Here is a 12,687-nt window from a genome sequence, read left to right as displayed (position 1 = left end):
TCACCCCCCGATGGCATGTCCCTAGGCCTAGCAGAAACAGCGCGCCGCTCAAAGCCCCGCGCCGCGCGTCCTTGCTTACAGGTTGCCAGTCACGTGGTGTGTCGCGTAGATGCTTGCGATTTTTTCGACGGCCTGTTCTGGCGGCATCTCGACACTCTCGCCGGATTTGCGACTGGTCAGCTCGACAACACCGTTTTTCAACCCACGCGGCCCGACCGTAATGCGCCATGGCAACCCGATCAGATCCATGGTCGCGAATTTGCCACCTGCGCGTTCCTTGCGATCATCATAAAGCGGATCAAGCCCGAGCGCACGCAATGACGCATAAAGCGCATCACAGGCTGCATCAGCCTCCATATCGCCCTGTTTCAGGTTCACAATACCGCAGTGAAACGGCGTCACGCCTTCGGGCCAGATGATGCCCTTGTCGTCATGGCTGGCCTCGATGATCGCGCCGACAAGGCGGCTGACCCCGATCCCGTGGCTGCCCATATGCACAGCCGTTGGTTTACCATCGGGGCCTTGCACCTTAGCGCCCATCGCATCGGAATACTTGGTGCCAAAATAAAATATCTGTCCGACCTCGATGCCGCGCGCTTTGCGCTGACGCTCAGCTGGGATCGCATCGAAAAGGGCCTGATCATGTGTTTCGTCCGTGCGCGCATAAAGGTTGGTGAATTCCTCCATCACCCCCTGACACTGCGCAACGCTGTCGTAATCAATATCGCGGTCCCCAAAGGTCAGATCAGTGACGGCGCTGTCATAGAACACCTCGGATTCGCCGGTATCCGCCAAGACGAGGAATTCATGCGTGTCATCGCCACCAATCGGGCCGGAGTCCGCACGCATCGGAATAGCCTGCAAGCCCATCCGCTCATAGGTACGCAGGTAGCTGACCAGATGGCGGTTATAAGCGTGCAGCGCGTCCTCTTTCGTCAGATCGAAGTTATAGCCGTCCTTCATAAAGAACTCGCGCCCCCGCATCACGCCAAAGCGCGGGCGCATCTCGTCGCGGAATTTCCACTGGATGTGATAGAGCGTCAGCGGCAAGTCCTTGTAGCTGCTCACATGGCTGCGGAAAATGTCGGTGATCATTTCCTCGTTGGTCGGCCCAAAGAGCATATCGCGGTCCTGCCGATCCCTGATCCGCAGCATTTCAGGCCCATAGGCATCATACCGCCCACTCTCGCGCCACAGATCAGCAGATTGCATCGTGGGCATCAGCATCGGCACGTGGCCTGCGCGGATTTGTTCCTCATGCACGATATTCTCCAGCTTGCGCAGCACTTTGAAACCAAGCGGCAGCCACGAATAAATCCCCGCTGCGTTTTGCTTGATCATCCCTGCGCGCAACATCAGGCGGTGGCTGACAATCTGCGCCTCTGCCGGGTTTTCGCGCAGCACGGGCATAAAATATCGGGTCAGGCGCATGGGGTGTCCTCTTTCGGTCTTCGGGTTGCCTTTGATTAGGCCAAAGCCGCGTGGCTCGCAATCGCCAAACCGCTTTCGCGGACCTACACTACAAACTGGCGGCGGTGTCTCTAAAACGGGCAATAGGTTTTTGCAGCGCTACCCTTGTATCGCAACCTGCGATAAGCAATGTGGCAGCACGACACTAAATGGAGAGAGAGAAACATGGCCCTGCCCATCCGGGATCAACTGAAATATTGGGGAATTGCCACCGCAGTGCTGCTGGTTGCGCTGATGTTTTTGGGTGATGTTCTTTTGCCCTTTGTTCTTGGTGGTGCGATTGCCTATTTTCTGGATCCAGTGGCGGATCGCCTCGAACGCCTAGGCCTGAGCCGCGTGGCAGCGACGGCGATCATAACCCTGTGCGGCATGATGGTTTTCTTTATTGTCGCCCTTCTCGTGATCCCCGCGCTTGTCGAGCAGGCCGTAAAGCTGGTCAATGTCGCGCCAGAATACGCCCGCAATATCACAGCCTTTCTGACCGAACGCTTCCCGACGCTGCTGGATGAAGACTCCGCGATGCAGCGCTCTTTGCATTCCTTGGGCGAGACCATCCAGAGCCGGGGTGCCGAGCTTCTGGAAACGGCGCTATCGTCTGCGGCGTCCTTGCTGAACGTCCTTATCCTGTTGGTGATCGTGCCCGTCGTCGCGGTATATCTGCTGCTGGACTGGGACAACATGACCGCAAAGATCGACAGCCTGCTGCCCCGTGATCATGCCCCGACCATCCGCCAACTTGCGTCCCAGATTGATCAGGTACTGGCGTCATTTATCCGCGGAATGGGCACCGTTTGCCTGATCCTCGGCACATATTACGCGATTGCCTTGATGCTTGCGGGGCTGCAATTCGGGCTTGTCGTCGGGTTCATCGCCGGGCTGGTTACCTTCATCCCCTACCTCGGGGCATTGATCGGCGGGGCATTGGCCATCGGGCTTGCGCTGTTTCAGTTCTGGGGCGACTGGGTCTCTGTGGGCATTATCGCCGGTATCTTTGCCTTGGGTCAGGTGCTCGAGGGCAATGTGATCACGCCCAAGCTTGTCGGCAACTCCGTGGGCCTGCACCCGGTGTGGCTGCTGCTGGCGTTGTCCGTTTTTGGCGCGCTCTTTGGATTTGTGGGCATGCTTGTGGCGGTACCTGTTGCGGCGGCTCTAGGCGTCGTGGCGCGGTTTGGCGTCGCAAAATACACAAGCTCACTGCTGTATCGCGGCATGTCGGACAAGGATCAAGACTGACGTGCCTGAACAGCTGGGCTTTGATCTGCCAGGCATCACAGCGCTGGGACGTGCGGATTTTCTTGTAGCACCCTCGAACGCCGTCGCCGTGGCCCTCATAGAAGGCTGGCAAGACTGGCCCGGGCGCAAGCTCGTGCTCAGCGGCCCCGCAGGGTCGGGAAAGACACATCTTGCGCATGTGTGGGCGGCACTGAGTGGCGCGGAAATCTGCGAGGCGCAAACCCTTGCAGCACAGGATATCCCCGAACTGGCAAGACGGTCTGTCGCCATCGAGGACGTCCCTGCCATTGCCGGGAACACAGAGGCAGAGACAGCATTGTTTCACTTGCACAACCTTGCGCTGGCCGAGGGCAATGCACTGCTCTTTACCGGTGAGGCAGCGCCGGGCGCATGGCACTTGGAACTCCCGGATCTGAAAAGCCGGATAGACGGGACACAGGCGGCATCCCTGCATCTGCCCGACGATGCCCTGTTGTCGGCCGTTCTTGCAAAGCTTTTCGCGGACCGCCAGTTAATGCCAAAACCTGACCTGATTGCCTATCTTATCTTGCGCATCGACCGGTCGTTTGCAGCCGCACGCAGGATCGTTGCGGCCCTCGATGCGGCGTCGCTGGCGCAAAAGCGCCCGCTCTCACGGCAACTTGCGGCGGCAGTGCTGGACAAAGAGGATCAGCTTGCGCGATAAACGTCATTCAGCCGACACATGCTTATTGTAAAAGGTCAAAATGACACAAGCAGACTTTCTCAGCGCAGATTTTCCCGAACCGGTCGCACTTCCCAATGTGGATGCCAGCGGGCCGGAGCGGTTTTTCAATCGGGAGCTGAGCTGGCTGGGCTTTAACTGGCGCGTGTTGGAAGAAGCCGAGAACCCGCGCGTACCCCTGCTGGAACGGTTGCGGTTCTTGTCCATCTCGGCAACCAACCTCGATGAGTTCTACACCGTGCGGGTTGCGGGCCTGCGCGAATTGGCCATGGCTGGAAACACAACACCTGCGGCCGACGGGCTGACCCCGGCTGAGCAGTTGGTTCTGATCAACAATGACGCGCGCACGCTGATGGAAACGCAGCAACGCGTGCTTGTTGCGCTGCTTGCCGATATGGAAGCCGAAAACATCTCCGTGCTCAGACGGGATGATCTGACTGCTGCAGACAAGAAATACCTCGAAGAGGTTTTCCTGACGCAGGTTTTTGCCGTCCTGTCCCCGCTCGCGATTGATCCCGCGCACCCTTTCCCATTCATTCCAAACACCGGATATGCCCTCGCCCTGCAGCTTGAGCGCAGCCGTGACAAGCGCCCGTTGCAGGCCCTGCTGCCAATCCCGGCGCAGATTGAACGCTTTGTCGCCTTGCCTGCGCCCGAAGGGAGCCATCGTTTCCTCCCCCTCGAAGAACTGCTGGTCATGAATATCTCGCAGCTTTTTCCCGGATATAAACTGAAAGCGCATTTCGAATTCCGCGTCCTGCGCGATAGTGATCTGGAGGTTGAGGACGAAGCCGAAGACCTCGTGCGCGAATTCGAGGTCGCCCTCAAACGGCGGCGGCGCGGCGAAGTTGTGCGCCTGACCCATTCGCCGGGCGCGCCGCCCAAGCTGAAATCCGTGATCATGGAAGAACTTGACGTTGATCTGGACGAGGTGATCCAGCTTGATGGGATGGTGGGCATGGCCGACCTCGCCGAATTGGTGCTGGATGCACGCCCCGACCTGCTGTGGCCCAATTTCACCCCACGTATCCCTGAAAGGGTCACGGACCACGACGGCGACATGCTATCCGCGATCCGCAACAAAGACATGCTGTTGCACCACCCTTATGAGACGTTCGATATGGTGGTGCGCTTTTTGCAGCAGGCCGCGCGCGACCCGAAAGTCGTCGCAATCAAACAGACGCTTTATCGCACATCGCGTGACAGCCCGATTGTCGAAGCACTTTGCGAAGCGGCAGAAGGCGGGAAATCGGTCACAGCGCTGGTTGAGTTGAAAGCCCGGTTTGACGAGGCTGCCAATATCCGCCAGTCCCGTCGCCTCGAACGCGCCGGCGCACATGTCGTATACGGGTTTCTTGACCTGAAAACCCACGCGAAAATCTCAACAATCGTGCGGCGTGAAGGCAATCAACTGGTGACCTATACGCACTATGGGACCGGCAATTATCACCCTATTACAGCGCGCATTTATACGGACCTATCGTTCTTCACCTGCGACGCGCGGCTGGGGCGCGACGCCACCAAGGTCTTCAATTACCTGTCTGGATATGCGCAGCCTGAAAGCCTCGACAACCTTGCCATTTCGCCGATAACCCTGAAACCGCGCCTGCTGGAACTGATTGCCGCCGAAGCGGATCACGCCAGCAGTGGCCGCCCCGCTGCCATCTGGGCAAAGATGAACTCCATCATCGACAGCGAAGTGATCGACGCTCTTTATGCAGCCAGCGCTGCCGGGGTCAAAATCAGTCTGGTGGTCCGGGGCATCTGCGGTTTGCGCCCCGGTGTGCAGGGGTTAAGCGAAAACATCCGTGTCAAATCCATCGTCGGGCGATTTCTCGAACACTCCCGCATTGTCTGTTTTGGCAATGGCGCGGGCCTGCCTCACAAGAAAGCGCGGGTATTCATTTCATCGGCGGATTGGATGGGGCGTAACCTGAACCGGCGCGTCGAGACGCTGGTCGAAATTGAAAACCCGACGGTCAAAGCGCAGATCGTCAGCCAGATTATGGCGGCCAATCTGGCCGATGTCGCACAAAGCTGGGTGATGCGGCCCGATGGCGTTTTTGAACGCCCGCCGATACAGGAAGGAACATTCGCCTTTAACTGTCACCGCTTCTTTATGGAAAACCCGTCTCTTTCAGGGCGCGGGTCTGCCGGTGCCTCGGACGTTCCCAAGCTGACACATACCGAGGACTGACGGCCATCCACAACAAAACGCGAAGCGCGCGAAAATAACCGCCTGATCCGCATTGACGGCTGCGACGTTTTTGAACAGTCTGCCCGCGAACAACTTTTGCAGGTCTATGACCGAAACCAATCCGAAACCTGAAGCCCCGGATGCCAGCCATCCCGATGCCGGTCTGTTTGGACAGCCGCTTTTTCGTGATCCGGGTGCGCGGGCATTGTCGCGTGTCGGGGTTGTCGATGTGGGCTCAAACTCGGTGCGGCTCGTGGTTTTTGATGGGGCTGCGCGCAGTCCGGCATATTTCTACAATGAAAAAATCATGTGTGCGCTTGGCGCAGGTCTGTCAGAGTCCGGTATCTTGAACCCGCAGGGGCGCTTGCGCGCGCTCAATGCACTGCGCCGTTTTCAGCATCTGGCACAGGGCATGGGATTACCCAATCTGACCGTCGTCGCCACAGCCGCCGTCAGGGATGCAAGTGACGGACGGGATTTTTGTGCCGAAGTTCAGCGCGAGACCGGGCTGCGCATCTGGGTCATCGATGGAAAAGAAGAGGCGCGGCTGTCTGCCCAAGGCGTTTTGCTGGGCTGGCCGGGCTCTTACGGGCTGGTTTGCGATATTGGCGGCTCGTCTCTGGAGCTGGCCGAAATCTCGGATGGGCGCGTGGGTCGCCGTGTCACATCCTCCCTTGGGCCGCTGAAATTGCGTGAAATAAAAGGCGGCAAGAAAGGTCGCCAGACACATATCAGAGAAACCATGACGGCCTTGCAAGAGGCAATGGGCGCGCAACGTGACAGGCTTTTTCTGGTTGGCGGATCATGGCGCGCCATCGCGCGGATCGATATGCACCGGCGGAGCTATCCGTTGCACGTGCTGCATGAGTACCGCATGACCGCGCGATCCGTCAGCGCAACCATCAAGTTTATCGAAGAAAGCAACCTCGATGAGTTGCGCAGCGCTTGCGGTATCTCTTCTGCGCGGATGAGCCTCGTGCCGCTGGCGACCGAGGTGCTCAGCCGGCTTGTGAAAACCTTCCGGCCCAAGGATATTGCGGTTTCGAGCTATGGCATTCGCGAGGGCATGCTCTATGAACAAATGCCCCAGCGTCTGCGCGATCGCGACCCATTGATCGAATCCTGCCGGTTTGCAGAAGCAAAAGACGCCCGCATGCCGGGTTTCGGTAAATCCCTCTATGCCTTCATCCACCCGTTGTTCAAATCTGTCCCCGCCTCCCGGCGCAGGCTGATCAAAGCGGCTTGCCTGCTGCATGATGTCAGTTGGCGCGCGCACCCCGATTATCGGGCCGAAACCTGTTTTGACAACGCAACACGCGCCAATCTCGGCGGTCTGAAGCATTCCGAACGGGTGTTTCTGGGCCTCGCGCTGCTGCATCGCTACTCAAACAAACGCGAAGGGACGCGTTTTGCCGAGCTTTATGATTTGATTGACGACGCCGAACGACGTCAGGCCGAGATACTTGGCAAGGCCATGCGCTTTGGTGCCATGCTCTGGATGACGCAAGACGCTAAGCGGGGCACGTTACGTTGGTTTCCAAAGAAAAAACACCTGCAACTGAGCCTCACACCTGACATGATCCCTCTGTTCGGAGAGGTCGCAGAGGCGCGGCTCATGTCCCTCGCCGCCTCGCTTGAGGCCAGCCTCGAGGTGAAAAAACTGCGCTAAAGCTCGATCTGTGGGACGGGCTCCGTTTGCTCGGGGATCGGGCTGCCTTCTGGTTTGCGGCGAATGATGATGTCGCCGTTTTCCAGCATTTCCGGTGGCCCATAGACGGACCAGTCTTTGACCTCTTCCATCAGACCCATCATCGCGGGGCCCATTTCTTCCATGAAGCTGCGCATTTCCTCCCATGCGGGCTGCATCTCTTGCAGCAACCCTTCGAGAAACTGCTGCGCGCCTCGTTCCATCAGGGACGATCCATCCCCTTCCTGCGCCACAGCCGAATGACCAGCCACCGACAAAACAAAAAGAGCTGCGAATATCTTTTTCATGGCGCAACAATAGCAAGCCGCCCGCGATTCTGACAGCTCAGATCACTCCGGCGACATACGATTGCGCAGAGGCGGCGCCACCCTACGGAACCTTAATCATATAAGCACATCAGCCGTTTTCCGCACGTATATCGTCCCATGCTTTATTGATGTCAGACATGCGTTTTTGCGCAAGTTGCAACGCTTCTTCGGGCACACCACGCGCGATCATGGCATCTGGGTGATTTTCGCGCACAAGGCGCCGGAACACCTGGCGTATTTCCTCGATCGGCGTGTCCGGTGTGACGCCCAGAACGGTGTAGGGGTCCTGTGGCGCATCGGGCGCAAATCTCATTCGCAGCGTACTGAATTCAGATTTCGGTATGCCAAAAATGCTGGTCACCTTTTCCAGAAACGCGTTCTCGTTGGGATGATAAAAGCCATCCGCCATTGCGATATGAAACAACCCCTCGAGAAGATCGCGCAGTGTTTCCGGCTGCCCGCTGAACATGGTGCCGATGCGCTGTGCATATTCTTCGAAGCCCGCCGCATCCTGACGTGCAAGGTTGAACACCTTGGCCGCCCCGGCCTCATCCTGCGCAGCGATACGAAAAACTTCGCGAAATGCCGTCACTTCATCGCGGGTTACCCGCCCGTCCGCCTTGGCCATCTTGGCCCCCAAGGCAATCACCGCAATCGTAAAGGCCACTGACCGCTCAGGCGGGCTGCGCAGCCGGTCAAAAACGGCCGACAGCCCTTCGCCAGCTGTTAGGGCGGAAAGCGCGTCAGTAATGCGGGACCAAATAGACATGGGCAGACCATAGCCCCTGCGGTGCGGACTGTCAGGCCATCAACGCAGCTATCAGAGGTTTTTCTGCATCAGAATGAGGTCTAGCCAGTGCCCCTGTTTGTGCCCAACTCCGGGAAGATGCCCAACCTTCATGTACTCCAGCCTTTCATGAAATCTGATCGCCGCTGGATTGTGACTGCTGATCGCGCCAATCATGACCTTTTTACCAGCCGCGTGGGCAGCGGTTTCAGCCTGCGCCATGAGCGCGCGCCCGATACCAAACCCATGCGCCTTTGGATCAATGATGATGGTATGTTCGACCGTGGCTGCATAGCCCGGCCCGGGTCGAAACGGGCCGAAGGTCACGAAACCTGCAAAAACACCCTTGTTTTCCGCGACATAAAACTGCGAAGGCTGCGCGGTAATCCGGGTTTCAAGCTCTGCCCGCGTCTTTGTCGTGGTGGTGAAAGTCGCCAATGTGTCTTGGATCATCCAATTCCACAAGGCGACAATGGCTGAACTGTCCTCCGGTGACGCGGGCCTGATCATGACCCGAGTGTACGCAACCCGTGCGGTGTGTCAAATTCTGCATGCATGCCCACAGGGCCGGTTTCGATCACGATACGGTCGTCCTGCATATGCCCCCTCAACGCAGCATTCAGACCGTCCGCCTGTGGATGCGTGATCGTCAAACGGCGCAGTGTGATGCCACTGGGCCGCAGCCGTTCCGCCGGATGCGGCGCGGATTGCCATTCGATCAAAGCCGGGCCGCAATTATCAAAGGGCAGGATACCGTCTTGCGGCACCGCCATCTGCCAGCGCAAATCACCCCGTTTCAAAGCGACCGGCGTTCCGAACCCCGCCGGCAGCTTTTCCAGCGTATTGCGCAGGTCATCCGTCCGACATATCCAGTTTGTCAGACGCGGCGCGCCCTTGAAGCGGTCCAGATCAAACCACCTTGGTCGATCTGGCTGTGGCGCATGCGGGTTGATGGCAATCGCCTCAAGATAAAGCCCGTCTTCAAGGCCGAGCAATGCGTTATGCGTGAAAAACACATCATGCGCGCCCCCGTCTTGAAGGGTCACGCCAAGCGCGTCTTCGACGTAAGCGCGCGCCGCCTCCAGCGTTTCACCAGCGATGGCAATGTGGTCAAAAGTGATCAATGGCGCGCCTGTGCTATCAGTTTGAGAATGTCCTGCGCAGCTTTGGGGATGTTCGTACCGGGGCCGAAAATGGCCTTGACCCCCGCATCATAGAGGTACTGGTAATCCTGTTGCGGGATCACACCCCCGCAGATCACCAGAATATCCTCCGCACCCGCTTCTTTCAGGGCGCTCACCAATTGCGGTGCCAGTGTCTTGTGGCCCGCCGCCTGGCTGCTGATCCCGATCACATGCACATCGTTGTCAACAGCGTCCTGCGCCGCCTCGGCAGGCGTCTGAAAGAGCGGTCCAACGTCCACATCAAAGCCGATGTCGGCGAAAGCGGTCGCGATCACCTTGGCCCCGCGGTCATGCCCGTCCTGACCCATTTTCACGACCAGCATACGGGGCCTGCGCCCTTCGGTTTCGGCAAAGGCCTCGACCGATTTCTGGATGGCGGCAAAGCCTTCGTCCCCCTCATAGGCCGCGCCATAGACACCAGCGAGGGTTTTTACTTCGGCTCTGTGACGGCCAAATATCTTTTCCATCGCCATGCTGATCTCTCCTACTGTCGCGCGGGCGCGGGCGGCTTCAACTGCGGCTTCCAAAAGGTTGCCACCTTCCGCAGCGCGGCGGCTCAACTCTTCGAGGGTGGCGTCACAGGCGGCGCTGTCCCGCGCCTCTCTCACCTTTTCCAACCGCGCAATCTGGCTTTGACGCACAGCGGCGTTGTCGATGTCCAGAATATCGATCAGGTCCTCTTTGTCGCGGCGGTATTTGTTGACCCCGACAATCACTTCGGTGCCCCGGTCAATGTTGGCCTGACGGGTGGCGGCGGCCTCTTCGATGCGCAATTTGGGCATGCCGCTGGCCACGGCCTTAGTCATGCCGCCCATTTCCTCAACCTCTTCGATCAACTGCCACGCCGCCTCGGCCAGATCATGGGTCAGCTTTTCGACATAGTAGGACCCGGCCAAGGGATCGACCACATTGGTCACACCCGTTTCTTCCTGCAAAATCAACTGGGTGTTACGGGCAATGCGGCTTGAGTTTTCGGTAGGCAGCGCGATCGCTTCATCCAGTGCATTGGTATGCAGGGATTGTGTCCCACCCAAGACCGCGCTCATCGCTTCATAGGCGGTGCGGATCACGTTATTATAGGGGTCTTGTTCCTGCAGGCTCACGCCGGAGGTCTGGCAATGAGTGCGCAACATCGAGGATTTGGGGTTTTTCGGTTCGAACTCCTCCATAATCCGCGACCAGAGCAAGCGCGCGGCGCGCAGCTTGGCCGCTTCCATAAAAAAGTTCATGCCAATGGCGAAAAAGAAACTGAGCCGTCCGGCGAATTTGTCCACATCCATGCCCCGCTCAATCGCGGCGCGGACGTATTCACGCCCATCGGCTAGGGTAAAGGCAAGTTCCTGCACGAGGTTCGCCCCCGCCTCCTGCATGTGATAGCCGGAGATGGAGATCGAGTTGAATTTCGGCATCTCGGCAGAGGTATATTCGATGATATCCGCGATGATCCGCATCGAAGGTTCGGGCGGATAGACATAGGTGTTGCGCACCATGAATTCCTTGAGGATGTCGTTCTGGATCGTCCCCGAAAGCACCGCGCGATCATGTCCCTGCTCTTCACCAGCGACGATAAAGTTCGCAAGGATCGGGATTACCGCACCATTCATCGTCATGGAAACGGACACTTTATCAAGCGGGATGCCGTCAAAGAGGATTTTCATATCCTCAATGCTGTCGATCGCCACGCCCGCCTTGCCCACGTCGCCCTCAACACGTTCGTGGTCGCTGTCATAACCGCGATGCGTCGCCAGATCAAAGGCCACCGAAACACCCTGCTGCCCATTGGCCAGCGCCTGACGGTAAAACGCGTTGGATTCTTCTGCCGTGGAGAATCCTGCATACTGCCGGATGGTCCAGGGACGTCCCGCATACATCGTCGCCTTTACGCCCCTTGTATAAGGTGCGGCGCCGGGCGTTGAGCCAAGGTGTTTGACGTCAGCCAGGTCTTCTTCGGTATAGATCGGCTGGACGTCGATCCCTTCAAGCGTGCGCCACGTCAGGTCGTCAATCGGGCGGCCGCGCAATTCAGCTTCAGCCAGGGCGCGCCAGTTGTCTTTTGTCGAGCTCATCTTGTTGTCCTTTGTTTTGTGTCAACCGCGGCAGGGTTGACCCTGCTCTTTCCGGATGACGATCCTCTATCAGCGTGGCGCGGCCGTCAGCGCCCGCCGTCAACCACATCATATCATCGGCATAGACTTCCCGCAGGGCCGCATGCTCTTCATTTGTAAATGGGTTCCAGCGTCCCATGCCAAAGGGCAAGTCCGCCGAAGCGGCACCGCGATCATTCAACACCCGCCGCAGATCAGGCAGGGTCGGCATGCGGTTCAACCATGACCGCTCTGTATCGAAAGGCGCATCCAAACCAGCCCCCCGCGCCAAGACCGCATCGGGTCGCCCGATGAATTTCTCAAAAGGCAAAACGGCGATCTTCGTCTGCGGCAGGGCATCCGAAATATCAGTTATCACATCACGCCAGCCGCGCGTTGCATGCGCGATTTGTGCCAAAGCGTCACGCTCAGGCACCTCCAGCCCTTGGGAAATACCATGCGCGAGCGCCGAACACCAATATAGTTCGAGACTGCGAATGCTCACCAAAACGGTGGATATTTCGATGTCCAACGCAGCAGCAAGCCGCTTCAGACCAACGCCCGCTGCCGGATAAAGACTTCGCTTTTCAACATTCTGCGCCAGCGTTCCGAGCATGTCGGCATCGCTGAGCAGCATGGATTGCATGCCCTTTTGGCGGGCTTGATCCATCTGGCTTTGCACAGAAACCGAAACCTGCGCCTTCATATCTCCCATCGCAAGCCCCTGCGTGGACGAGCCGTCTTTGGCCCTGACCGGTTCGTAACATGCGATTTGGCGCGCCGACAGTTCCCCAACATGGCGGCGCAGATAGTCCTGAAAACTTGCAGTGCCGGTGCGATGCGCCCCGATATGCAGAATGATGTCCATAGCGCAATTGACCCGCTGAGCATAGGCCGCCCCTGTCGGCCGGGGTATTGGGGTACCTGTTTGCATTACACCAAATCCGTTGCTGCAGTTTTAATGCCAAATTTGCACGACAACACCATCGCATCTTGAAAAAACCGGCCTATAT

11 protein-coding genes are annotated in these 12,687 nt (G+C 58.1%); 4 read left to right on the top strand and 7 right to left on the bottom strand.

Features of this window, described 5'->3' with window-relative positions; all coding sequences use genetic code 11:
* Positions 1 to 75 precede the first annotated feature (75 nt).
* The gene (proS, locus tag K5Q35_RS00670) at positions 76 to 1,431 is read right to left on the bottom strand and encodes a proline--tRNA ligase (RefSeq protein ID WP_220798065.1); all 1,356 of its coding nucleotides are present in this window, start codon (positions 1,429 to 1,431) and stop codon (positions 76 to 78) included.
* 204 nt (positions 1,432 to 1,635) lie between these two features.
* Here proS and K5Q35_RS00665 point away from each other — a divergent pair, with 204 nt between their 5' ends.
* From K5Q35_RS00665 to ppx, 4 genes are all read left to right on the top strand, one after another.
* Entirely contained in the window at positions 1,636 to 2,703 is a 1,068-nt protein-coding gene (locus K5Q35_RS00665; RefSeq protein ID WP_013961132.1) for an AI-2E family transporter, read from the top strand.
* A 1-nt stretch (position 2,704) separates the two neighbouring features.
* Positions 2,705 to 3,388 (top strand): chromosomal replication initiator DnaA, encoded by a 684-nt coding sequence (locus K5Q35_RS00660; RefSeq protein ID WP_220798064.1) that lies wholly within the window; start codon positions 2,705 to 2,707, stop codon positions 3,386 to 3,388.
* Between the two features lie 40 nt (positions 3,389 to 3,428).
* A complete protein-coding gene (locus tag K5Q35_RS00655; protein ID WP_013961130.1) occupies positions 3,429 to 5,603 on the top strand; it encodes an RNA degradosome polyphosphate kinase in 2,175 nt (724 codons plus the stop codon).
* A gap of 106 nt (positions 5,604 to 5,709) precedes the next feature.
* A complete protein-coding gene (ppx, locus tag K5Q35_RS00650; RefSeq protein WP_013961129.1) occupies positions 5,710 to 7,272 on the top strand; it encodes an exopolyphosphatase in 1,563 nt (520 codons plus the stop codon).
* Here ppx and K5Q35_RS00645 read toward each other — a convergent pair.
* From K5Q35_RS00645 to K5Q35_RS00620, 6 genes are all read right to left on the bottom strand, one after another.
* Positions 7,269 to 7,598, bottom strand: coding sequence for a hypothetical protein (locus tag K5Q35_RS00645; protein WP_220798063.1), 330 nt, complete (start codon positions 7,596 to 7,598; stop codon positions 7,269 to 7,271). The genes ppx and K5Q35_RS00645 overlap by 4 nt on opposite strands.
* Before the next feature lie 109 nt (positions 7,599 to 7,707).
* Positions 7,708 to 8,388 (bottom strand): molecular chaperone DjiA, encoded by a 681-nt coding sequence (locus tag K5Q35_RS00640; protein WP_013961127.1) that lies wholly within the window; start codon positions 8,386 to 8,388, stop codon positions 7,708 to 7,710.
* A 51-nt stretch (positions 8,389 to 8,439) separates the two neighbouring features.
* Positions 8,440 to 8,916, bottom strand: coding sequence for a GNAT family N-acetyltransferase (locus K5Q35_RS00635; RefSeq protein ID WP_220798062.1), 477 nt, complete (start codon positions 8,914 to 8,916; stop codon positions 8,440 to 8,442).
* Positions 8,913 to 9,530 carry a VOC family protein gene (locus K5Q35_RS00630; protein WP_220798061.1) on the bottom strand — a complete coding sequence of 206 codons (618 nt, stop codon included), beginning with the start codon at positions 9,528 to 9,530 and terminating at the stop codon, positions 8,913 to 8,915. The genes K5Q35_RS00635 and K5Q35_RS00630 overlap by 4 nt, the downstream gene beginning before the upstream one ends.
* Positions 9,527 to 11,656, bottom strand: coding sequence for a methylmalonyl-CoA mutase (gene scpA, locus K5Q35_RS00625; RefSeq protein WP_220798060.1), 2,130 nt, complete (start codon positions 11,654 to 11,656; stop codon positions 9,527 to 9,529). Before scpA ends, K5Q35_RS00630 begins: the two co-directional genes overlap by 4 nt.
* Entirely contained in the window at positions 11,619 to 12,608 is a 990-nt protein-coding gene (locus K5Q35_RS00620; RefSeq protein ID WP_259650423.1) for a hypothetical protein, read from the bottom strand. Before K5Q35_RS00620 ends, scpA begins: the two co-directional genes overlap by 38 nt.
* Positions 12,609 to 12,687: the final 79 nt, after the last annotated feature.

It is taken from the genome of Roseobacter sp. OBYS 0001 (assembly GCF_019654895.1).
In the GTDB taxonomy this organism is placed as follows: Bacteria; Pseudomonadota; Alphaproteobacteria; order Rhodobacterales; family Rhodobacteraceae; genus Roseobacter; species Roseobacter litoralis.
Note: the sequence above shows the minus strand (reverse complement) of the source record. Positions and strands in the feature narration are given on the sequence as shown.

What these genes read in the sequence shown, in the direction of transcription:
- K5Q35_RS00645 (WP_220798063.1), bottom strand. Translation starts at nt 7,598, where the DNA reads ATGAAAAAGATATTCGCAGCTCTTTTTGTTTTGTCGGTGGCTGGTCAT.
- K5Q35_RS00665 (WP_013961132.1), top strand. Translation starts at nt 1,636, where the DNA reads ATGGCCCTGCCCATCCGGGATCAACTGAAATATTGGGGAATTGCCACC.
- K5Q35_RS00640 (WP_013961127.1), bottom strand. Translation starts at nt 8,388, where the DNA reads ATGTCTATTTGGTCCCGCATTACTGACGCGCTTTCCGCCCTAACAGCT.
- ppx (WP_013961129.1), top strand. Translation starts at nt 5,710, where the DNA reads ATGACCGAAACCAATCCGAAACCTGAAGCCCCGGATGCCAGCCATCCC.
- proS (WP_220798065.1), bottom strand. Translation starts at nt 1,431, where the DNA reads ATGCGCCTGACCCGATATTTTATGCCCGTGCTGCGCGAAAACCCGGCA.
- scpA (WP_220798060.1), bottom strand. Translation starts at nt 11,656, where the DNA reads ATGAGCTCGACAAAAGACAACTGGCGCGCCCTGGCTGAAGCTGAATTG.
- K5Q35_RS00635 (WP_220798062.1), bottom strand. Translation starts at nt 8,916, where the DNA reads ATGATCAGGCCCGCGTCACCGGAGGACAGTTCAGCCATTGTCGCCTTG.
- K5Q35_RS00655 (WP_013961130.1), top strand. Translation starts at nt 3,429, where the DNA reads ATGACACAAGCAGACTTTCTCAGCGCAGATTTTCCCGAACCGGTCGCA.
- K5Q35_RS00620 (WP_259650423.1), bottom strand. Translation starts at nt 12,608, where the DNA reads ATGCAAACAGGTACCCCAATACCCCGGCCGACAGGGGCGGCCTATGCT.